Source organism: Brachybacterium timonense (assembly GCF_900258505.1).
In the GTDB taxonomy this organism is placed as follows: Bacteria; Actinomycetota; Actinomycetes; order Actinomycetales; family Dermabacteraceae; genus Brachybacterium; species Brachybacterium timonense.
Genome location: NZ_LT984895.1, coordinates 265,201 through 286,890, shown reverse-complemented (window position 1 = coordinate 286,890; position 21,690 = coordinate 265,201). Strand labels below are relative to the sequence as shown.

The following is a 21,690-nucleotide window of genomic DNA, read 5'->3' as shown; positions in this document are numbered from 1 at the left end:
ATTCGGCCGGACTGATATCCGCAGCGCGCGATAGTTCGTCGGACGGTCCGCATAGGATTCTGCGCATGACAACGACGCCAGCCCATACCGCATACCTGCGCCACCCCGACGTCCACAGCGAGCAGGTGGTCTTCACCGCCGCGAATGACCTGTGGATGGCCCCTCTCGCCGGCGGTCACGCTTGGCGTCTGACCGATGACGGCGATCCGGTCTCCTACCCGTTCTTCTCCCCCGATGGCTCGCATATCGCCTACACGTCTCGCGCCTCCGGTGGCGCCGAGGTGTGGGCGCTGCCGGTGGATGGCTCCGATGAGCCGCGCCGCCTGACCGCCTGGGGTCGCGCGAACACCCGCAGCGCTGGCTGGCTGCCCGACGGTCGTGTGCTCGTGACCAGCTCTTACGGTGCGCCGATGGCGCGTGACGCCGTGCTGTGGGGCATTGCGCTGGACGGCACCGCGACCCTGCTGCCACTGGGCCGATCGGGTGAGGTGGCCATCCACCCCTCGGGCACCACGGTGGTGACCACGCCATGGCGCCGTGAGCCCGCCGGGTGGAAGCACTACCAGGGCGGTACCGCGGCGAAGCTGTGGATCTCCCGCGAGGATGTGCCGCTGGATGCCGACGAGCAGGCGCATGAAGAGCGGTCCTGGGAGCCGCTACTGGACGAGCTGCTCGCTTCGAAGACCCGTATCGCCTGGTACGGGGATCGGCTGCTGTTCGCCTCCGATACACCGGGGCTGGGCGCATCTCGCACCGATCGAGCCTCCGGCAACCTGTGGTCGGTGGCGATGGACGGCACGGACCTGCAGGTCCACACGCACCTGACCAGCGAGCAGGGGTACCTGCGTGAACCTGCCACCGATGGCTCCTCGATCGTGTTCACCTCACGCGGTCGCCTGTTCGCGATGGACGCACTGGATGCCGAACCTCGCGAGGTCGAGGTCATCACTGCGGGTGTGGGTGCGCATCGTCGGCCCCGCCCCGCGAAGCCCACCGAGAACCTGCTGGCCATGCGGCCTGTGCATGATGCGCGCTCGAGTGTGGTGGAGTGGCGTGGCAGTGCGCATCTGCTCACGCATCGCGGTGGCCCTGCCCGGGTGCTCGCCGCCCGTGACGGCGTGCGGATCCGCGAGGTGCGGCCGCTGGGGAGGTCCCCATACGCGCTCGCGGTCACGGACCAGGACGCGGCAGACCGCTCCAGCGGCGGCGTCGCCTCTGACAAGCTGCTCCTCACGCAGCTGGATGGCTGCGGTGAACCAACCGTGCTGGATGTGGGTGAGATCGGTCGGATCCTCCACGCCGTCCCATCCCCCGACGGCCGCAGCGTGGCGCTTGCAACGCACGACGACACCGTGCATCTGGTGACGCTCACCGGTATCGAGGACCCGGCCGGGGAGCCTCGCCCGATCGAGGAGACCGCGGCCCAGGAGACAACCGGCCCTGAGCGCTCCGATGCCGCGGCATCGGCCACCACGACACACACCTGGGGGCAGGACTCTGCTCTGCCGCAGCGCACACCCAGCGTGCAGCAGGTGACGCAGCTGGACCGCTCCACAGGCGGCGAGGTCGAACATTTGGCGTGGTCGCCGGACAGCCGCTACCTGGTGTGGGCCAGGCCGAACTCCTGGCAGCTAGGGCGCCTTCTGATCTGTGACACCAGCGCCTCCACGCCTGAGGTGCGTGAGCTGACGTCGGGCCGCTACCAGGACTCCTGCCCGGCGTTCAGCGCCGACGGCAAGCACCTCGCGCTGTTGTCGCTGCGCACCTTCGAGACGATGTACGACGACATGGTGTTCGACCTCGGGTTCGTCAACGCTGAACGTCCGTTCCTGATCCCGCTTGAGGCCACGACAGCTGATCCGTTCGGCCCGCATCCGGATGGCTGGGGCGCCGACTACGCAGGCGCCGACAGCGGCACCGGTGGCACAGGTTCGGGTGCGAGCACCGAGAAGGGCGCCGCCGCACCGTCGGCCGCTGCGCAGAGCACCCCGGAAGCTGCGGCGGATCGCCCGGTGGGTGCCGACAGTCCGGCTGGGGCGAAGGACGCCACAGCTCCCGCCGCCACCGTGGTGGACATGGCGGGAATCGAGTCACGGATCATCCCGTTCCCGGTCGAGTCCGGTCTGTACTCGCAGTTGACCGCTGTGAAGGACGGGTTCGTGTGGCTGCGGCATCCGCAGATAGGCGTGCTCGGCTCAGCGCGTGCCGGTGTGGAGGGTGATGCGCCTGCCCCGCGTCTGGAGCATTGGAGCCTGCCTCAGCGCAAGCTCACGGTGCTGGCCGAGGGGGTCACCGCTGTGGCCGCTTCCGGTGATGGCGAGACGCTGGTGGTGCGCCAGGGCGAGGCGTGGGTGCAGATCCCTGCCACGCGCGCCGTCGAGAAGGATGATGCCGCGCGGGTGGAGATCGATGTGGAGCGCCTGCGCCTCGTGGTCGACCCGGTGGCGGAGCGCCGCGGCATGCTGTGGGACAACTACCGCATCATGGCGCAGCAGTACTGGCGTGAGGACATGGACGGCCAGGACTGGCACGCCATGACCTCCTGGTACGACAGCACGGTGGATCGTCTGGTCACCGCGGATGATTTCCAGGACATGATGTGGGAGGTCGTGGGCGAGCTCGGCACCTCGCATGCCTACGTGCAGGGCGCACCGCATACGGTGGACTCGCCGATGCCGGCCGCTCTGCTGGGTGCGGATGTGGTGGAGCAAGACGGCCGCTGGGTGATCGAGCGCATCCTGCCGGGCGACTCCTCCGACCCTGATGCCCGCTCCCCGCTGCTCGCTCCCGGCGTGGCTGCACGCGAAGGCGATGCGATCGTACGGATCGACGGCCGTGAGGTGGGCGCCGACGGGATCGCACCGCTACTGCTCGGCTCCGGCGATCGTCCGACGGAGCTGGTGCTGGAGCGTGACGGCGAGCATCGCCGTGTGGTGGTGGTGCCGCTCAGCGACGACGCCGCGCTGCGGTACCAGGACTGGGTGGCCTCTCGCCGTGAGGCGGTGGCAGAGCTCTCCGGTGGGCGCCTGGGCTACCTGCACATCCCGGATATGGTCTCCTCCGGCTGGGCGCAGATGCACCGTGACCTGCGGGAGGCCTCCACGAAGGACGGCATCGTCGTGGACGTGCGCTACAACGGCGGCGGCCACACCTCGCAGCTGGTCACCGACCGGCTCGCCCGGCGCGTGCTCAGCTGGGACTACCCGCGCCACCAAGAGCCCGGCACGTACCCGCAGTTCGCTCCACGCGGCGCCGTGGTACTCGTGACGAACCAGGAAGCCGGCTCCGACGGTGACATCGTCAACGCCGTCGCGAAGGCGATGCGAATCGGGCCCGTGATCGGCACCCGGACATGGGGCGGCGTGATCGGCATCGATGGCCGCTACGACCTCGTGGACGGCACTGGGATCACCCAGCCGAAGTACGCCAGCTGGTTCGAGGGCGTGGACTGGGAGATCGAGAACTACGGCGTCGACCCCGATATCGAGGTGCCGTTCCCGCCGAACGCGTGGGTGAGCGGCGCCGATCCGCAGCTCGAACGGGGTGTGCAGGAGGCGCTCGCCCTGCTGGAGCAGACCCCCGCGTCGGTGGCTCCGCCGCTGCCGCCGGCTCGCTTCAGCCGGAGCTGAGGGACGACGGCCCCGGCGCACTGACCACAGGAAAGCGCTCGACCAGGCGGGGACCGCCAGGGCGGTAGCGGCATCCGGCCGTGGCTGGCCCAGGCGCTCTCAGCTCGCGTCCACCGTGCATGGGAGGATGACCGGCATGACGTCCCGGCACCCTGATCGCCTGCTGCGCGGCATGCTCGCCGCCACCGTGGCGACAGCCGTGGCGCTCCTCGGCCACCTCCTGGCCGACGGGCCTGCGCCCGGGGTCGCCGGTCTGTTGGTGCCGTGGTGGCTGTCGATCACGCTGTGCACCGCACTCAGCGGCCGCACCCTCTCTCTGCCGCGGCTCTGGCTCGGGGTCCTGGGCAGCCAGGCGCTGTTCCATCTGCTGTTCGTGCTGGGGTCGCCCGCGGGTCTCATGGCCGCAGGTCGCGCCGGGGCCGCGCACAGCCACGGCGCGGGACCCACCACCGCAGTGGGCGCCCAGCCCGGTGCCGGTGCCATCCATGGCACGCATGCAGGCCATGCGAGCGCTGCGGCCTCCGCTACGGCCTCACATGGCGCCGGAGCTGGGGCCGGGGTAGAGGCTGGGGCACATGCGCACGGCCTGTCCCACGCCCTGCATCTGGATCTGCCGATGCTGGCCGGGCATCTGCTCGCCGCCGCGCTCACCGTGCTGGTGCTGCACCGCGGCGAAAACGCCCTGCAGCGCGCCGGCGTGATCGCCGCGGAACTGTCCGATCGCCTCACCTGCGCAGCGTCGGCTCTGGTCATGGGTGTGCCGCTGCTGGTTCCCGCCGCGGCGCCGCGGCCGGTCAGCCCGTGGCCCGTGTGTCATCCGTTGCGGGGCCGCATCCTCGCGGGTCCTGACGCGGGTCGCTCTCCTCCGGGGGTCCTCACCGCCTGAGCGCTGCTGACCCATCGGGGTGCGCCGCTCTCGTGACTCCACTCCCCCATCCGATGCTCCCTGCTCCAGGGAGCCCCGGCGTCTGCGCCACCGTGGCCGGGCGCCCCCTGAGAGGACCCTTCCATGACTCCTATTCGTTCGACATCCCGTCCGACATCTCGTACGACATCTGCCCTAACCCGTACCCGTCCCCTGTCGCCGCTGTCGCGTCGCACCCTGTTCTCGAGCCTTGCGCTGCTGCCCGCGGTGGGTCTGGCCGCGTGCAGCGGTGAGGACAAGCCCGCCGCCTCTGCCTCCGACGGCGGTGGTGACGCTGCTGGTTCCGGATCGGAGGGCGTGACGGTCACCGACCCGTGGGTGAAGGCTGCCGACTCCGATATGACCGGCGCTTTCATGATCCTGCACAACGCGGGGTCAACCGATCTGGAGCTCACCGCCGCGCACTGCGACCATGCTGGCATGGTGGAGCTGCACGAAGTCACGGACGGCACCATGCGCGCTGTCGAGGGCGGCCTACCGCTTCCCGCCGGCGGGGAGTTGCGCCTTGAGCCCGGCGGCTATCACGTGATGCTGATGGATCTGCAGGGCGCGTTGAAGCCCGGTGAGGATCTGCCGCTCACCCTGGAGTTCTCTGACGGCAGCCGGGTCGACGTCGACGCTGTTGTGAAGGACTACGCGGGTGCCCAGGAGGACTACGCCCCGGGCCATGACAGCTCCGACGGCGGCGGCGCGGAGGGTCACGACATGCACGACCATGACGACATGCACGACCACGACCACGGCGCCTCGGATGGTGGGCACTGACATGACGCCTCAGCGCGATCCACTGACCCGGCAGGAGCAGGCGCCGCACCAGGGCGGCGCACGTCCTGCCCAGGCTGCGACCGGTTCTTCGCCCGCCAGTGGGTCGGGCGCTTCATCAACGGCGGCAGGGGCGGGCGCCGACGCGTCCGCTTCTGCCGCCGGTCAGCCGCCCGCGGGTGCGGGACGGCGGTCCCGCCGTGGCCTGCTGCTCGGCGGCGTCGCGGCCGGGGCTGGGGCCGCCGTTGGCCTGTCCGTCGGCGCGACCCTGCCGCGATGGCGTGATCACGGTGGTTCTGGGGATGCGGGCCGTGCCGGCGTCGGCCCGTCGGACTCCTCCAGTACCGGGCATGAGGGTGCAAGTCCCGCCGGTGAGCATGCGGATAGCAGCGCGGCGAGCCTGACCAGCGGCACGGCCACCGTTCCCTTCCACGGCGCGCACCAGGCAGGAATCGCCACGGCACCCGCTGCCCGGGTGCTCATGGTCGCCCTCGACCTGAAAGCGGAGGTGGATCGTGAAGCGATTATCCGCCTTCTGCGTCTGCTCACCGACGATGCGGCTCGTCTGGCCACGGGCCGCGCCCCGGTGGCTGATCCCGAGCCGGAGCTTGCCGAGCGACCCGCACGGTTGACCGTGACGTTCGGCTTCGGCCCGGGCTTCGTCGAGCGGGCCGGAATCGAGGCACCGTCGTGGCTGCGCCCGCTACCGGCCTTCTCGATCGACCGTCTCGAGGAGCAGTTCTCCGGCGGTGACCTGTTCCTGCAGATCAGCGCCGAGGAGTCCACCACCGTGTCGCATGCGGCGCGGATGCTGCTGAAGGACGCCCGCGCCTTCACCACGCTGCGCTGGCAGCAGAGCGGTTTTCGTGAGCCGGCCGCTCCCGCCGTGCCATCCGGGTCGATGCGGAACCTGTTCGGTCAGGTCGACGGAACATCGAACCCGCGCCCCGGCACCGCTGAGTTCGACCAGACCGTGTGGATCCCCGACGGCCCCTGGGCCGGCGGCACGTCGCTGGTGCTTCGCCGCATCGCGATGAACCTGGACACCTGGGATGAACTCGATGCGCCCGGCCGCGAGCTCGCTGTGGGCCGCCGCCTACGGGACGGGGCACCGCTGACCGGCACGCATGAACTGGACGAGCCGGACTTCGCGGCGGTGAGCGAGAACGGCTTCCCGGTGATCCCCGAGTTCGCGCACCTGCGGGCGGCACGCGGTGAGGAGGCCGGCGGCGCCCCGATGCAGCGCATCTTCCGCCGCGCCTACAACTACGAGGATCCGCCCCGCGAGCCGGGGCAGCTTTCCGACACCGGTCTGCTGTTCGCCTCGTTCCAAGCGGATGTGGACGCCCAGTTCGTGCCGATCCAGGAACGGCTGGACCGCCTGGACCTGCTCAACCAGTGGACGGTGCCGGTGGGCTCGGCGGTGTTCGCCGTGCCACCGGGTGTGCGGGACGGTGAGTTCGTGGGTGAAAGCCTGCTCGGCTGAGGGTGACGGCATTGTTCGGCAACTGACGGACCGTCCCTGCCACCCCGAACCGTCGGCCTCTAGTGTGGGAGCATTCCGACCCGCCCCGCCTCACCGCCGTCGTTCATTTCCACGACCCGCTGCACGCGGGCCCATCCAGGAGGAGCAGCAATGACGCCTCGTTTCGCCACCCCCGTAGACGCTTCGCACGCGCCGTACGTGATCGGTCTGGACGTCGGCTCCGGTGGTTCACGCGCCGGCGTGTATGACGCGACGGGCCGGGAGGTCGGCAAGCGCACCCACAAGGAGCCGCACGCCTTCACCGTCGGCGACGACGGTACCTCCATCATTGACGCTGATCAGGTGGTCGAGGAGCTGCGCACTGCTCTCGGTGCCGTGCTCGCCGAGCCTCTGCCGGGCCCGATCGCCGCGATCGGCGTGGACACCTTCGCCTCCTCGCTGGTGGCGGTGGGCGCCGACGGCAACGCGCTGACCCCCTGCATCACCTACGCCGACACCCGCTGCACCCCGCAGGTGGAGTCGCTCACCGAGCAGTTCGACGTGGACGAGCTGCATCAGCGCACCGGGTCACGACTGCATTCCTCCTACACGGCGCCGCGCCTGGCGTGGCTGCGCCAGCATCACGGCGAGATCTTCGACCGCACCGAACGGTTCATGGCGCTCGGCGAGTACGTGGCACACAAACTGCTGGGCACGGCTGCGCTCGGCACCGCGTCAGCGGCATGGTCCGGCATGATCGACCGCCGCACCGGTGAGTACGTGCCGGAGCTGCTGGATGCCGTGGGCGTGGAGGCCGACGCAATGGGGGCGCCGCGCGATCCGCAGGATGCCGTGCCGATCGCGGGCACGCCGCTGGCCGCGGAGTACCCGCAGCTGACGGATGCCGTGTGGGTGCCGGTGATCGGCGATGGTCTGGCCGCGAACCTGGGCATCGGCGCGATCGGCGATGGCATCTGGGGCATCTCCACCGCGACATCCGGTGCGATCCGGCAGCTGCTCACCGGCGATATCCCCGAGCTGCCCCGCGGCCTGTGGGCATACCGCATGGATGGCAATCGCACCCTGGTGGGTTCGGCCATGAGTGACTGCGGGCGCGTGGTCGACTGGGCGCGCCAGACCCTCGCACTCCCCGACGACATCACGGCCATGGACACCCAGACCTTGTTCTCCGCGGCCCCGTCGGCCGGAACGCCGCTCGTGGTGCCGTTCCTGTCCGGCGAGCGCGGCACGAAGTGGCGCGGCCACGCCCGGGCTCTGTTCGCGAACGTGTCCGCCGCGACCACCTCGGAGGACATGCTGCGCGGCGCGATGGAGGGCGTGGCGCTGTCGTTCCTGCGCATCGCTGATCAAATCCGCTCCGTGGGCGGCAGCCCACAGCGCATTGTGCTCTCCGGCGGTATGACCGAGGCGATCCCCGCCTGGCTGCATCTGCTGGCCGACGCGATCGGGGAGCCGATCGACCACGTGGCCATCTCCCGGTCCACGATGCGCGGCTCCGCGGTGCTGGCCCTTGAGCAGGCGGATGCTTCCCTGGTTCCGGCGGAGGTGCCGGTGCGGCGCCGCGTCGAACCGGTCGCGGCGCACACCGAGTACTACCGCGAACGCCTGGAGCGCTTCGAGAAACTCTCCGACCTCGCCTGACCTGACTTGGACCTCTTTAGTGTGTCACTCGGTGCAGGATGTGTCGGGCGTCGTCGGTGAGTTCGGGGCTCGCGGTGATCGTTTGCCCGGCGATGCTGATAGTGACGTCCTGGAGGGGACGGAGTGTCCGGATGANGTCCTGACTTGGACCTCTTTAGTGTGTCACTCGGTGCAGGATGTGTCGGGCGTCGTCGGTGAGTTCGGGGCTCGCGGTGATCGTTTGCCCGGCGATGCTGATAGTGACGTCCTGGAGGGGACGGAGTGTCCGGATGATCTTGCGGATGCTGAACCCGGTCACTGCTTGGAGGTGTCTCGCGATCGCCAGGGCCGTGAACACGATGGTGAGGTGGGCTTCGATCGCGTCACGGGTGCGATGGAACATGGGCCTGGCCTGCAGGTCTGTCTTGCTCATCCGGAATGACTGCTCAACATGCCACAGGTCGTGATAGCTGGAGACCACCTCCGCCGCCGGCATCGTGGCGGCAGGAATGTTCGTGACGTAGCCCTTCAGCCCGACCAGACTTCGTGCCCGCTTAAGCGAGGCTGTATCGAGGGACCGGCCGCTCGCGGTGGTCTTCACGAATCTGGTCGACTTCACAGACGCGTCCCCGTCGATCACGGCTCGAGCCCGGTTCTCCTGCGCGGTGAGGGTGTGATTGTCGCGGGTGGCACGCTTGCTGCGGTAGCTCCAGATGGAACGCCAGTGCCCGGGATGCTCCTCTGCGTCCCAGACAGGCTCCTTGCGGTGCTTCGTCGTGGAGGGTTTCGTGTTCCCGTGGCGGGGCGTGATGGTATCGATCAGCTGTCCGTCGGTGAATGCGTCCCCGTTCCAATGGAAGTGATTGGCCAGGTCACCCGGGGCTTTCGTCTGTCGTGAGCCGACGATGAACTTCAGGTCCGCTTCGTCGAGCTCGCGCAGGTTGGCCGCCGAGAGCATCCCGGCGTCCGCGACCACGACCATGTCAGCGAGGTCGTTGCGGGCCTGGAACTGGCGGATGATCGGGACGATCGTGCGGGTTTCAGCATGGTTCCCCTCGAAGCAACCGATCTCCAGCGGGAACCCGCCCCGGTCCACGAGCAGGCCGACCACGATCTGCGGATCCACGCGGCGTTCCTTCGAGTAGCCGACCTTCCTCAGCGCGTCCTCGTTCTCCGCCTCGAAATAGAGCGTCGTGACGTCGTAGAGCACCAGCGAGATGTCGCCGCTGGTCGCGGCATGCTCGAAGCACCTCCTCGCGATCTGGCCGCGGTAGTCGTTTGTGGCGATCCGGGCCAGGCAGCGCTTCATCGTCGAGCGATGTACCGGGGCGATCCCGACCTCCGCCAGCACTCTGGCGGAGTCGCTCATCGAGGTCGGCTCGATCAAGCGTGCGGCGACGAGCTGGAAGAATGCTTCATCACCGATCGCCGTGAACCCCAGCCCCGCCCACGCGGACTGCAGCGTCTCCAGCAGCAGCCGGGACTGCTTCGACGTGATCGTTGCGGGGCTCGTCGACGTTGCTGTCCCCAGGTCGAGGACGCCCTGACCAGCGTTGATCTTCTCCCGACCCGCCTGCATCAGGCCGGCGAGCTCGGCTTCGGTATGAGCCGACCCAAGATGCTCCAGGACCACATCCCGACGGTTCCGCCGCTCAGCAATCTGCACAGCCGTCGCCCCCGACGCCGTCCTCACCTTCCGCAGGAACACCACCCGCTTAGTGTGTCACTCCACACAGGCGCGAGCCGCCCACCAGCACCGATACACCCGCAACCCCAGGGAATACCCCAGAGAGGTCCAAGTCAGGCCTGAGCCTGACTGGGCCCGCCCGGCGAGGCGGCCGTCACCGCGCAGCGGCGGCAGTCACCGTGCGGGCCGCCGCTCGCCCAGCGGGGCGTCAGCCATCAGGCGGGGGCAACCGTCACCGGGCGGCGGCGATGCTCGCGAGCCTCTCCTCCTGGGCGAGCACGGCGTCGACCAGGGCCTGGTCATCCTCGACGCCGAGCAGGGCGAGCTGGGCCGCGACCCGCTGGGCGTCGTCCTCGAGCCGGGCCGCCTCAGCGATACCGTCGGCGCGCGGATCGGCCACTTCGAGCCCGTCCCGTACCCGCTGCGCAGTCCAGGCGGTCCACGCGGCGAGCGCCGCCACCTCGCCCGGTGCCTCCTGCGGGCCACCGCGCTCGGCGATCACCGGCAGGGCGCGCACGCGCAGCTTCTCCGACCCGTCGGCGGCGATGCGGATCAGCTGATCGGCCAGGCGCGGGTTGCGGAAGCGTTCCTCCAGCGCCCGCGTGTAGGCGTCGAGCTCGTCGGCGGGCAGTCCGAGGGTGCTCTTCGCCTCGCTCCACAGCGCTTCAACCAGGGCGCGCACGTCGCGGTGCGCGATGGCCTCATCCACACGCTCACAGCCGGCCACCTGACCGGCGTAGGCCATCAGGGAGTGGGCGCCGTTGAGCAGGCGCAGCTTGCGCTTCTCATGCGCGGTGACGTCCTGGACGATCTGCACGCCCACCGTCTCCCATGCCGGGCGGGGACCGCGGAAGGAGTCTTCCACCACCCACTCCCAGAACGGTTCGGTGACCACCGGGGCGGCGTCGGTGAAACCGGTGTGCTCGGCCACCACGGCGGCGGCGCTGTCGTCGGCCGACGGGGTGATGCGGTCCACCATCGTGGAGACGACGTCCACGTGAGCGTCGAACCAGGCGCGGTCATCCTCCTGCAGGCACTCCACCAGCGCCGCGCGCAGCACGTCACCATTGCCGGTGAGGTTGTCGCAGGAGACCAGTGCGATCGGCTCCTCCACGCCGGCGGCGCGGCGGGCCTGCAGTGCGGCGGCCACGCGGGCCACGGCTGAGGTGGCCGGGTCTGTGCCGGCGCTGTAGCCCTTCTCCGTGATTGTGAGGGTGACCACGGCGGTTGCTGGATCGCTGAGCAGGGCGTTCAGGGCGTCGGTGTCATCGCCGGGGTGCACGGCGTCGAGCACGTCGATGAGCTCCACCTCGTCGCCGTCGGCGCCGCGCACGATCAGCCCGTACCTGCAGCCTTGGCCTTCCAGGGTGCGGGCCATATCCGGGCTGCGGCCTGTGAAGGCCTCCACGGACCAGCCGCCGGCGCGCTGCGTGAGCGGCAGGGTGTGGGCGCGCGAGAAACGGCCAATACCGATGTGGACGAGTCGATGCGTGGGTGTGGTCATGCTGGGCCTCCTTGCACTGACGGTGACGCGTTCGGGGTCGGCAGACTCGGCGGGGTCGTCTGGCGTCGGCGCCGATCCTCGTGCGGGACGACAGCCTCATTGCTCACCGTGCGCCCACTCTTCCGCTCGAGGCGCCTGGGCGGCACTCGTTGCAGCATTTTGCCCTCACTCCTGGCGTGTGCCGGTGGAGCGCCGCACCACCAGCGTCATCGGTAACCGGCCCGTGAGTGGCTCATGATCCGCACCCGGGCGTTCGATACGGCGGATCAGTCGCTCTACCGCGATGCGGCCCTGCTGCGCCTTCGGGCTCGCGATGGTGGTCAGGCCACCGGCGAACAGGCGCGCCACCGGGATGTCGTCATGGCCGATGATCGACAGCTCGGACGGCACCCGCACTCCCGCCCGCAGGGCCCCGGCCAGCAGGCCGAGCGCCATCAGGTCGTTGTACGCGATCACCGCATCCGGCAGGTTCTCGCGCAGCTGCGCGAACGCTGTTTCGCCGCCCGCGGCCGTCGGCGCGAAGGGGCCCAGCCGACGGGCCTGCAGGCCGTGCCTGCTTGCGGAGGCGCGCAGGCAGCGCCAGCGTTCAGCGTCCGACCATGAATTCACCGGCCCCGCCACGTAGGCGACGATGCGCGCACCGCAGTCACGCAGGTGCGCCACCGCCTGCTCGATGCCGGCGGCGTAGTCAGGAATCACGCTGTCCAGCCCGGCGATCGCGCGGTTCAGCACCACCACCGGTCGACGCTTGAGCACGTGGGTGACCGACGCATCGGACATCCGGCTGCCGGTCAACAGGATCCCGTCGACCATCTCCACCGCCTGCAGCAGGCCGGCGCGTTCCATGTCGTGGTCCTCGCGGGTGTCCATGAGCAGCACCATGTAGCCCTGCTCGTTGGCGGCCTCCTGCACACCGGCGACGAGCTCGGCGAAGTACGGGTTGGTGATGTCCGGCAGCTCGATGCCGATGCGCTGCGTGGAGGCTGTGGCCCGCTGTACGGCCGGCGCCTGGGTGCGGTAGCCCAGCCGTTCGGCGGCCTCCATCACCTTCGTGTGGGTCGCGGCGCTGACGCGGCCCGGGCGGGAGAAGGCACGCGAGACAGTGCTGGGGGCGACGCCGACCTCACGGGCCACGTCATAGATGGTGACCGGCTTCTTCGTCATGGCGTCTCCTCCCGGCCGGGCCGATGGCTCTCGTCCGTCGGCGCCGGAGCCCAGCGGGCGATCTGGGCGGCAAGGTGCCCGGCGCCGTAGCCATTATCGATGTTGACCACGCCGATGCCGGGGGCGCACCCGGCGAGCATGGTCAGCGCCGCCGCGTAGCCACCGGCGGCCACGCCATAGCCCACCGAGGTGGGCAGCGCCACCACCGGGGCGGCGATCTGACCTGCGATAACGGTGGGCAGCGCACCATCCATGCCGGCAGCGACCACCACACAGGCCGCCTCGCGCAGCTCGGGCAGGCGTCGGTTCATCCGGTGCAGCCCGGCGATGCCGATATCGGCGATCAGGCGAGTGGGGCGGCCCAGGTAGCGGGCGGTCAGCTCGGCCTCGCGGGCGATCGGCAGGTCGCTCGTGCCGGCGCAGACCACCACCACGAGGCCACCGCTCGGAGCCGGTGGCTGCGCGGGCCAGGCCAGCAGGCGGGCCTGCGGATCGTGCAGGGCCGACGGCAGGGCCTCGAGCACAGCGGCGGCACGTGCGGCGTCTGCTCGGGTGAACAGCACCGTGCCCAGGTCATCGCGGCCATCCCGAGAAAGGCGCGCGTACTCGCGGGCGATGGCCGCCACCTGGTCGGGGCTCTTGGCGTCACACAGCACGGCCTCGGGGATGCCGCGTCTGCGCATGCGGTCCAGGTCGAGCTCGGCGATGCCGTCGAGGGCGTCGTGAACGCTGTCGTCGGCAGCAACGGGGGGATCTGGTCGATCGCCGGAGCCGAGGATGCCTGGGGCATCGGGCCCATCGCCCGCTCCCGGGGCGCCGACGGGGCCTGCCGCGCCCGGCATACCGGGGACGTCCGGCGTGCTCATCGGGGGCGCTTCCGCAGGATCTGCAGGGTGAACTGGCCAGAGCGGATGCCATCGAGGTCGAGTACCACGTGACCGAAGCCAGCCTCCTTCCCTGCACCGAGCAGCCGAGCGCGCATCTCAGGCTGAACGGCACGGGTGAGCTCATCGACGGGCAGTTCCAGGCGGGCGATGGTGCCGTGATGGCGCACGCGGCAGTCACTGAAACCGGCCTCGAGCACGGCGTCCTCCAGGTCCTCCACCTGCCGCAGCTTCTCAGGCGTGACCGCTTCGCCATGCGGGATGCGGGATGCCAGGCAGGGGGCGGCGGGCTTGTCCGCCACTGGCAGGGCGAGGGCACGCGCCACCGAGCGCACCTGCTCCTTGGTGGCACCAGCCTGCGCGAGCGGACGCAGCACTCGATGCGCGGTCGCGGCGCCTGCACCGGGGCGGTCGGGCCGCTCGGCGTCGTCGGCGTTCTCTCCGTAGGCCACCGCATCCAGACCGAGCTCGTCGACGAGCTCGTCGCTGATGCGAGTGAACAGCTCGTCCTTGCAGAAGAAGCAGCGGTCCACGTCGTTGGCCACGTACTCGGGCCGCTCCCCCTCGTGGGTCGCGATCTCCTCCACGCGGGCACCGATCACCTGGGCGGTCTCATGTGCCAGGCGGCGTTCGCGGCGCGCGAGCGACGGCGAGATGCCTAGCACCGCCACCACACGGTCGGCACCAAGCGCGCGCACGGCGAGCGCCAGCAGCGTCGCGGAGTCCACACCGCCCGAGTAGGCCACCCCCAAACGCTCGATGCCGTCGAGCTGAGCGGCCACAGCCTGGGCAAGCGCAAGGTCATCCCCGACCAGCTGCGGGTTTGGGGTGATCTTCTCCATCGAGGTTCGTCGCACCTGAACAACCCTATAGTTGCGCGCATCACCTATCGCTCGTGGCAGCGACATGCTTCAGAACGGGGGACGCACACGGCATGCGCATCGTCATCGCACCCGATTCCTTCAAAGACTCCATGACGGCCCAGGAGGCCGCCGAGCAGATCGCCACGGGTGTGCAGGAGGTCTGGCCCGATGCTGAGTGCGTGCGTGTGCCGATGGCCGACGGCGGCGAGGGCACCGTGCGGTCTCTCGTGGATGCCACCGGTGGGCGTCTGATCTCCCAGCGGGTCACCGACCCGCTGGGTCGTCCCATCACCGCGACCTTCGGTGTGCTGGGTGATGGCCCCACAGCGATCATCGAGATGGCGGCGGCAAGCGGCCTGCCCCTGCTCTCGCCCCGGGAGCGTGACCCGTTGCGGGCCAGCACATTCGGCACAGGCGAGCTGCTCCGGGCGGCCCGTGAGCAGAATGTTTCGCGGATCATCGTCGGGATCGGTGGCAGTGCCACGAACGACGGCGGTGCCGGCATGCTGCAGGCCCTTGGCGGCCGCCTGCTGGACGCCGACGGGCAGGATCTTCCTCGCGGCGGCGCCGCCCTTGCCGAGCTGTCCCGCATCGACCTGTCCGGCGTCCCCGCATGCCTGGATGACGTCGAGATCGTGGTGGCGAGCGATGTGGAGAATCCGCTCACGGGCCCGTCGGGCGCATCCCGTATCTTCGGCCCCCAGAAGGGCGCCACCCCTGAGCAGGTCGAGCAGCTCGAGAAGGCGCTCACCCGCTACGCGGCTGTGATCCGCCAGGACCTGGGCCGCGATGTGGAGCATGAACCCGGCGCGGGAGCCGCGGGCGGACTCGGCGCTGGCCTGATGGCGTTTTTGGGGGCACGTTTCGAGCGCGGCATCGACCTCGTCATCGAGCACACCCGGCTCGACCGCGCCATTGCTGGAGCGGATCTTGTGATCACCGGTGAGGGCAGCATCGACGAGCAGACCCGATTCGGTAAGACCCCCTACGGCGTCGCACAAGCAGCCCGGCGCCACGGCGTACCGGTGATCGCCCTGGCCGGCAGTGTCACCGCCGACGCCGCTGTGCTGCATGACCACGGCATCGACGTGGTCATGCCGATCGTGCCGTCGGCCTGTCCCCTCGACGAGGCACTGCGGGAGGGGCCGACGAATCTGCGCACCGCCGCCGCGACAGCTGCCCGTCTTCTGCGTCTGGGCGGTCACGTGGGCGATGCACCGCCGGACGCATCCACGAGCCCGTCGGCACGGACAGCACCGTCGCCGTGATCCCCGACAGGCGTCTGTGATCGTGCGTGCTGACGCCGACTGAGCAGTACGCGAGTCTCAGGCCGTCGGCCGCTCCGAGGCGAGGCGGTACAGCACCTCACCGGCCCGATCGATCACCAGGGTGTCGGGGTCCGCACGCAGGGCATCGAAGTCCAGGCTCTCTGGATCAACGTAGGGCACGTTGTATTCGGCGCACACTTCCGGCGGGATCGAGGTGGCGAAGCTGCGACGCACCCTCGGGGTCTCCACCCCGGTCTCGGGGTCGTAGGTGCCCAATCCAGTGACGTGCGTGGAGTGGGCGAGCTCCCCCCAGGGGTGGTCCTTGAAGCGGTCCCACTGCTTCGTGAAGTACTCGATGGTGTGGTAGCCGATGTCCTTCAGCCCGGGGTGCATGGCTGCCACCTCGGTGATGTGCGGGGCGTAGATGATCACCTCGCCGCCGTCGGCGCACACCGGTTCGGACTTATAGAACCCCTTCGCCCCGGTCCAGATGTCTTCGTACATCTCCGGGACGATCGCGACGATCCGCTGGTAGGGCTTCTCCACGTAGGTGATGTGGGTCTGTGCGGCCACGGTCGCCATCGCGGCCCAGGCCGACTGCGGGTCACCGAAGGCGATGGCACCCAGGTCGTCGGCCCCTTCAACATCGCAGGTGAAGCACAGCTGGCGAGCGGGGATACGCTCGCTGGCGGCATCGATGAGCTGCCGCACCGGCGTGATGCCGAGCGCGCCGATGATCCGGCTCGCGGTGATGAGCGCGCCCACCCAGTGGGACACATCGATCACGTCGTGCACGGAGCAGCCGGGGAAGAAGTACTTCGTGCCGCCAGAGAAGCCGACGACTTCGTGCGGGAAGACGGGACCGACCACGAGCGCCACGTCGTGCTCGACCACGTGACGGTTGATCTGCACGCGCATCGGCACGTCGGTGAGCAGACCGCCAGACAGCTCGGTGATCCGGTCGGCGCTGATCTCGCCGAGGTCGGCGATCTGTTCGGGGTCGTCCCAGGCGTGGTTGAGGATCTCCCAGCCGGGATAGGTTCCCGCGAGACCCTTCTCGGTGGCGCCGACGAGTGTCTCGATCGCGGATTCGCTCATGGCGGCGTGGGTGCCCAGGGCGATGAGCACCGTGACCTTCGAGGCACGTCCATGGAGGGCGGCGTGCAACGGTCGCAGGATCTGCGGCAGCGGGACGGTGCGGGTGCCGTCGGGGATGATGACGCAGACGCTCGCGCCATCAAGGTCCTGGGCAGCGAGCTGCGTGGTGACGAACTCGGCGACCTGCTGCGGGGTGAGGATCTGCCCGGGCCCGCCGATCATGGCGGCACGCTCAGCAAGGCCCTCCGGGATCGGGAGGATCATGGGGGCGTCGTCGCGAGTGCGTGTGCTGTCGCTGGCGGCGGGCGTCGGGGTCGGTGTCGAATCCGTCGGGGCGCTCATTCGACCAGCATTCTCCGTTCCCGCCGCCGAGGCAAGGGGCTGCCACACGTGGTCGCCCGGCTGCTCGCGACTGTCACGGCTCTCGGCTCGCCTGTCCGCGGTCGTGGCCGCCCTCGCCCGCGGCTGTCGCTGCTCCTTGCACTCACGGCTCTGTGGTGTCACGGCTCTGTGGTGTCACAGCTCGCGGCTGAAGGCGGTGAAGCGCCGCACGGTCGTGAACCCGGTGGAGCGGTACAGGGAGGCGGCCGGGGTCTGCTCGCCGGTCCACAGGAACCATGCGCTGTGCGCGGCATCCGAGCGCATGCGCTGCAGCGTGAGGTTCAGCAGGATGCGCCCGAGCCCCTTGCCTCGCTGAGACTCATCCACACCGAAGGGACCGAAACGTTCCGGTGAATCGCCGTACACGCCGGACGTGGCGAAGCCGACCACGTGTCCGTCCGGATGGCGTGCGATGAGCAGGGCGGCTGTGGCATCTGGGCGGTGCAGCACGGCGGTGCGCAACGCCTCGCCCCAGTCAGGTGCGAACCTCTCGCGCGCGAAAGCGATGGTCTCCGGCAGATCCTCGAGTGTGGCAGGGGTGAAGCGATAGCCCTCGGCTTCGCGCGTAGCAACGAGGTCCCGGGCGCGATCGTCCATTGCCCAGGCGTCAAGGTCCCGGTGCATTGCGGCCGCCACCGATCCGGACGTGAAGCCGTGGGCGGTGAGGAATGCACCGGTGCCCGGGTTCTCCTCGAGATCCACGCCGGGCCAGAAATAGGCCTGCGGGTATCCGCTGACGACCACGCGGGCCGCCCCGCGCGCGGCCAGGTGGGCCATGACGCGGTCGAGCAGTTCACTGCCGATGCCGTGCCGCTGCACGACAGGGTCGACGGCGCCGATGGTGAGGTACCCGGTTGTGGGATTCTCGTGGATGCCGCCATCCGCCACCGTGCCATAGAGGAAGCCGACGACACCGTGCTCGCTGTCCTCGGCAACCACGAGACCGCGCGGGTCGTGATGAGGTTCCAGCAGCAGGTTCTGGGCCAGGCGGCGCACGGAGATCACATCACGCGGCACGGCACGGGTGAGCAGTGCGGTCAGCGCGGGCAGGTCACCGGCGGCGAGGTGGCGGTACGTGGTGCTCATGGCATCTCCTGCGGATGGGGCTCGACCCTCTGCTGTGATCGACGCTGATCAGTCGCGGCGCTGCGGGGCATGGATGCAGGCGATCCTCACATGCACGAAAGTCCGTTTCAAGGGGCCCCGTCGTGCCGCAGCACTCGCCACCACCGCGGGACCATGCGTCTGGCTAGTGCGTATTCCACCCACGTCCCATCCCGCCGGCCCGTCGACCCCGCGAATCAGACCGCTGGAGTGCCACGCATCCGGGGTCACACTTCGGTAACGGAACGAATTTTTCTTTCATTCTCGATTCGGCGGATGTTTAGTCTGTGACCCACCACACCGCCGTGAAGGAGTCACCGATGACCGCTCCCTTCGGAGCCAACGCCCCCACCACGGGGCTGGCGCGCGTCCTCGCCGACCCCTCCCTTCTACCCGGCCAGAAGATCGCACTGTGCGCGAACTACACCTCTGTCACAGCTGATCTATCGCGCGGTGTCGATGCCCTGCACGCTGCCGGTGTGCCGCTGGCCTGTCTGCTCACCCCCGAGCACGGCTACTGGGGCGCCGTGCAGGCTGGCGAGAGCGACGGCGATGGAGTGGACGCCGCCACGTCACTCCCGGTGCTGGACACCTATCTGGTCAGCGGGCCGGACCTCGATGCGCTGCTTCAGCGCAGCGGTGCGGACCATCTCGTCGTGGACCTGCAGGACATCGGCACCCGTTTCTACACATACACCTGGACGCTCTTCGATCTGCTGTGCTCCGCGGCGCGCATCGGACTGCCGATCACGGTGCTGGACCGTCCGAACCCTCTGGGCCGCACGGCTGCCGGCCCCGGCCTGGACAGCGCCTTCTCCAGTTTCGTCGGCCGCGTCAACGTGCCCCTGCAGCACGGCCTCACACTCGGCGAGCTCGCCCGCTGGTTCGCCGCCGAGCACGTGCCCGCCGAGACCGGCACCAACCCCGAGCTCACCGTCATCGACACGGCAGACTGGGACGGCGCCCCCGCCACCCTCGAGGACCCGTGGGTGATGCCCTCCCCGAACATGCCCACGCTGCACACGGCGATGCTGTACCCCGCCACGGGTCTCATCGAGGGCACGACGCTGTCCGAAGGGCGAGGCACTACCCGGCCCTTCGAGCTGATCGGTGCGGACTGGACGGACGCACGACTCGCTGCCGCGCTGCGCGAGCAGGATCTACCGGGCCTCACGGTGCGCGAAGCAGTCTTCCGGCCCACGTTCTCGAAATGTGCCGACACGCAGGTGCATGGCGTGCAGCTGCATCTGACTGACTCCGCCGCCCTGGACACAACCGCCCTGGCCTACACGCTGCTGTCCACGATCGCCCGCCTGTACCCGCAGCAGCCGCTGTGGCGTCCGCACGAAGAGGGCCGCCCCTTCTTCGTCGACCTGCTGTGGGGCTCCGCCGCCCTGCGTGAAGGCATCGACGACGGCGCCGGACTCGACCAGATCCTCGCCGCCTCCCCGGCCCCACCCACGCCTCCCGTCGGCGTGAAGCCGGCAGAACCCCCCGCATGACCTGCACGACCTACCCCTCTCACCCCACACCTGGCACGGATTACACCGTCGCCGCCCCCGTTGGAAGGAACACCATGCAGATCTCACGACGATTCGTCCTCGGCACCGGCGCCGCTGGACTCACCGCAGGCGCCCTGGCGGCCTGCTCCGGCGGCCCGAACGGGGCCGGTGGCGGCGGTGGCGGCAAGAACCTCCCGCCGCTCACCCTCTACCCAGTGGGCGCCAACACATTCCAGAAGAACTTCAACCCCTTCAGCCCGACCTCGCTCAACGGTTCACGTTCCTTCGTGTACGAACCGCTCATGATCTCCACCCCCATCCAGCTGGGCAACCAGATCCCGTGGCTGGCGGAGTCGATGGAGTTCAACGAGGAAGGCAACGTCCTCACCATCAGCCTGCGCAACGATGTGACCTTCAGCGACGGCGAGAAGTTTGACGCCGACGACGTTGTGTTCACCTTCCTGCTCATGCGGGACAATCCGGCCGCCAACTACACGGCCCGCCCCATCACCGACGCGAAGAAGATCGACGACACCACCGCCGAGATCACCTTCGACGGCCCGCAGCTCGCCTACATCGAAGCCATCGGAAACATCCAGATGCTGCCCGAGCACATCTGGAAGGACCTCGACCCCATCGAGGCCGTCATCGAGGAGCCCATCGGCACCGGTCCATACGTCCTCGACCAGTTCGGCGAACAGCTCTACACCCTCAAGAAGCGCGAGGACTACTGGAACAAGGAAGGCTTCCAGGTCCAGTCTCTCCAGTTCCCCGCCATCACCGGCGAGACCTTCGTGAACACTCTTGCCTCCGGTGACCTCGACTGGGCCGGCGGATTCGTGGCGAATGTCGAGGACGTCTTCCATAAGGCCGATCCCGAGCATCGGGGCACCTGGCTCCCGGGTGCGGGTGTCGTCTGCCTGATCCCGAACGACGAGAACCCGCTGTGGAAGGACCTCGAGCTGAAGAAGGCGCTGTCCGCAGCGATCGACCGTCAGCAGATCTGTGACGTCGCCATTCAGGGCTACGTGAAGCCGGCTCACCCCACCGGGCTGCCGAAGCCCACGTTCGAGAAGGCGATCGCCGAAGAGTACACGGACGCCGCCTACACCTATGACGTCGACGAGGCCAACCGGATCCTCGATGAGGCCGGGTACACCAAGGGTTCGGACGGCATCCGCGTTGCGCCCAGTGGCGAGAAGCTCGATTTCACCATCGAGCTGCCCTCGGACTGGGTGGACCTGATCGACGTCGCCACCCTCCTGGGCGAGCAGTTCGAAAAGATCGGCGTCAAGCTCACCTCGCAGGGCATCTCCCTGGAGGCGTACACCGAGAAGCGCGGCACCGGACAGTTCGTGCTTGCCCTGGGCGCTTTCGGCGCTGGCAACACCCCGTTCGACATGTACCGCTTCATGATGAGCTCCGAGTACAAGGTGGAGTCCGGCACGGTGAACCAGAACTTCGGTCGCTTCTACCGCGAAGAGGCTGATAAGGCCTTTGCTGCGTACTCGGTGGCCGCCGACGACGAGGCCCGCGCTGCAGCCACCGTTGACCTGCAGAAGATCATGGTCGAGCAGATGCCGAACCTGCCGCTGTACCCGGCACCGAACTGGTTCCACTACAACACCGTCAACTGGACCGGCTTCCCCAACGCGGATGACCCCTACGCGCTGGGCGCTCCGTTCCAGACCCCCGACCGTCTGCTCATCGTCCAGAAGCTGACACCCACCGAGGACTGATCGAGTCGGTGGGGGTCGGCCACCCGTCGGCCCCCACCCCCAGCCTTGTCGTACTCACGCCACGGAGGCACCGC

At 69.2% G+C, this 21,690-nt stretch carries 15 protein-coding genes; 8 read left to right on the top strand and 7 right to left on the bottom strand.

The genetic code is table 11. The annotated features are described in order from the left end of the window. Positions 1-65: 65 nt before the first annotated feature. The 5 genes from C8271_RS01220 to C8271_RS01200 all read left to right on the top strand — a co-directional run bounded on the left by C8271_RS01220 (position 66) and on the right by C8271_RS01200 (position 8,443). Positions 66-3,629 carry a S41 family peptidase gene (locus C8271_RS01220; protein ID WP_106505776.1) on the top strand — a complete coding sequence of 1,188 codons (3,564 nt, stop codon included), beginning with the start codon at positions 66-68 and terminating at the stop codon, positions 3,627-3,629. Between the two features lie 136 nt (positions 3,630-3,765). Continuing rightward, entirely contained in the window at positions 3,766-4,515 is a 750-nt protein-coding gene (locus tag C8271_RS01215; protein ID WP_106505775.1) for a hypothetical protein, read from the top strand. A 123-nt stretch (positions 4,516-4,638) separates the two neighbouring features. Then, positions 4,639-5,319, top strand: coding sequence for a copper chaperone PCu(A)C (locus tag C8271_RS01210; RefSeq protein WP_106505774.1), 681 nt, complete (start codon positions 4,639-4,641; stop codon positions 5,317-5,319). 1 nt (position 5,320) lies between these two features. Beyond that, a complete protein-coding gene (locus tag C8271_RS01205) occupies positions 5,321-6,802 on the top strand; it encodes a Dyp-type peroxidase (protein ID WP_106507783.1) in 1,482 nt (493 codons plus the stop codon). Positions 6,803-6,952: 150 nt separating this feature from the next. Continuing rightward, positions 6,953-8,443 (top strand): gluconokinase, encoded by a 1,491-nt coding sequence (locus C8271_RS01200; RefSeq protein WP_106505773.1) that lies wholly within the window; start codon positions 6,953-6,955, stop codon positions 8,441-8,443. Positions 8,444-8,597: 154 nt separating this feature from the next. Here the strand turns inward: C8271_RS01200 and C8271_RS01195 are convergent, their stop codons facing one another. The 5 genes from C8271_RS01195 to larE form a co-directional block, all read right to left on the bottom strand. Continuing rightward, the gene (locus C8271_RS01195) at positions 8,598-10,133 is read right to left on the bottom strand and encodes an IS1634 family transposase (RefSeq protein ID WP_106505772.1); all 1,536 of its coding nucleotides are present in this window, start codon (positions 10,131-10,133) and stop codon (positions 8,598-8,600) included. Positions 10,134-10,341: 208 nt separating this feature from the next. Continuing rightward, a complete protein-coding gene (locus tag C8271_RS01190; protein ID WP_106505771.1) occupies positions 10,342-11,613 on the bottom strand; it encodes a mannitol dehydrogenase family protein in 1,272 nt (423 codons plus the stop codon). Positions 11,614-11,778: 165 nt separating this feature from the next. Then, complete coding sequence (locus C8271_RS01185) at positions 11,779-12,777, bottom strand: LacI family DNA-binding transcriptional regulator (protein WP_106505770.1); 999 nt, start codon at positions 12,775-12,777, stop codon at positions 11,779-11,781. Further along, positions 12,774-13,643, bottom strand: a complete 870-nt coding sequence (gene larB / locus C8271_RS01180) for a nickel pincer cofactor biosynthesis protein LarB (RefSeq protein ID WP_281260350.1) — start codon at positions 13,641-13,643, stop codon at positions 12,774-12,776. The genes C8271_RS01185 and larB overlap by 4 nt, the downstream gene beginning before the upstream one ends. Beyond that, positions 13,640-14,503, bottom strand: coding sequence for an ATP-dependent sacrificial sulfur transferase LarE (gene larE / locus C8271_RS01175; RefSeq protein WP_106505768.1), 864 nt, complete (start codon positions 14,501-14,503; stop codon positions 13,640-13,642). Before larE ends, larB begins: the two co-directional genes overlap by 4 nt. Before the next feature lie 92 nt (positions 14,504-14,595). Here larE and C8271_RS01170 point away from each other — a divergent pair, with 92 nt between their 5' ends. Beyond that, a complete protein-coding gene (locus tag C8271_RS01170; protein WP_106505767.1) occupies positions 14,596-15,792 on the top strand; it encodes a glycerate kinase in 1,197 nt (398 codons plus the stop codon). A gap of 57 nt (positions 15,793-15,849) precedes the next feature. On the opposite strand, the gene C8271_RS01165 is transcribed toward C8271_RS01170, so the two are convergent. Then, the gene (locus C8271_RS01165; RefSeq protein WP_425428199.1) at positions 15,850-17,154 is read right to left on the bottom strand and encodes a lactate racemase domain-containing protein; all 1,305 of its coding nucleotides are present in this window, start codon (positions 17,152-17,154) and stop codon (positions 15,850-15,852) included. A gap of 252 nt (positions 17,155-17,406) precedes the next feature. Next, positions 17,407-18,357 carry a GNAT family N-acetyltransferase gene (locus C8271_RS01160; RefSeq protein ID WP_106505765.1) on the bottom strand — a complete coding sequence of 317 codons (951 nt, stop codon included), beginning with the start codon at positions 18,355-18,357 and terminating at the stop codon, positions 17,407-17,409. A gap of 338 nt (positions 18,358-18,695) precedes the next feature. Between C8271_RS01160 and C8271_RS01155 the strand changes: the two genes are divergently transcribed. Beyond that, a complete protein-coding gene (locus tag C8271_RS01155; RefSeq protein ID WP_106505764.1) occupies positions 18,696-19,877 on the top strand; it encodes an exo-beta-N-acetylmuramidase NamZ family protein in 1,182 nt (393 codons plus the stop codon). 74 nt (positions 19,878-19,951) lie between these two features. Then, positions 19,952-21,616: an ABC transporter substrate-binding protein gene (locus C8271_RS01150; RefSeq protein ID WP_106505763.1), complete on the top strand. Its 1,665-nt coding sequence runs from the start codon at positions 19,952-19,954 to the stop codon at positions 21,614-21,616. The last annotated feature ends 74 nt before the right edge of the window (positions 21,617-21,690 follow it).

What these genes read in the sequence shown, in the direction of transcription:
- C8271_RS01220 (WP_106505776.1), top strand. Translation starts at nt 66, where the DNA reads ATGACAACGACGCCAGCCCATACCGCATACCTGCGCCACCCCGACGTC.
- C8271_RS01215 (WP_106505775.1), top strand. Translation starts at nt 3,766, where the DNA reads ATGACGTCCCGGCACCCTGATCGCCTGCTGCGCGGCATGCTCGCCGCC.
- C8271_RS01210 (WP_106505774.1), top strand. Translation starts at nt 4,639, where the DNA reads ATGACTCCTATTCGTTCGACATCCCGTCCGACATCTCGTACGACATCT.
- C8271_RS01205 (WP_106507783.1), top strand. Translation starts at nt 5,321, where the DNA reads ATGACGCCTCAGCGCGATCCACTGACCCGGCAGGAGCAGGCGCCGCAC.
- C8271_RS01200 (WP_106505773.1), top strand. Translation starts at nt 6,953, where the DNA reads ATGACGCCTCGTTTCGCCACCCCCGTAGACGCTTCGCACGCGCCGTAC.
- C8271_RS01190 (WP_106505771.1), bottom strand. Translation starts at nt 11,613, where the DNA reads ATGACCACACCCACGCATCGACTCGTCCACATCGGTATTGGCCGTTTC.
- C8271_RS01185 (WP_106505770.1), bottom strand. Translation starts at nt 12,777, where the DNA reads ATGACGAAGAAGCCGGTCACCATCTATGACGTGGCCCGTGAGGTCGGC.
- larB (WP_281260350.1), bottom strand. Translation starts at nt 13,643, where the DNA reads ATGAGCACGCCGGACGTCCCCGGTATGCCGGGCGCGGCAGGCCCCGTC.
- larE (WP_106505768.1), bottom strand. Translation starts at nt 14,503, where the DNA reads ATGGAGAAGATCACCCCAAACCCGCAGCTGGTCGGGGATGACCTTGCG.
- C8271_RS01170 (WP_106505767.1), top strand. Translation starts at nt 14,596, where the DNA reads ATGCGCATCGTCATCGCACCCGATTCCTTCAAAGACTCCATGACGGCC.
- C8271_RS01165 (WP_425428199.1), bottom strand. Translation starts at nt 17,154, where the DNA reads ATGATCCTCCCGATCCCGGAGGGCCTTGCTGAGCGTGCCGCCATGATC.
- C8271_RS01160 (WP_106505765.1), bottom strand. Translation starts at nt 18,357, where the DNA reads ATGAGCACCACGTACCGCCACCTCGCCGCCGGTGACCTGCCCGCGCTG.
- C8271_RS01155 (WP_106505764.1), top strand. Translation starts at nt 18,696, where the DNA reads ATGACCGCTCCCTTCGGAGCCAACGCCCCCACCACGGGGCTGGCGCGC.
- C8271_RS01150 (WP_106505763.1), top strand. Translation starts at nt 19,952, where the DNA reads ATGCAGATCTCACGACGATTCGTCCTCGGCACCGGCGCCGCTGGACTC.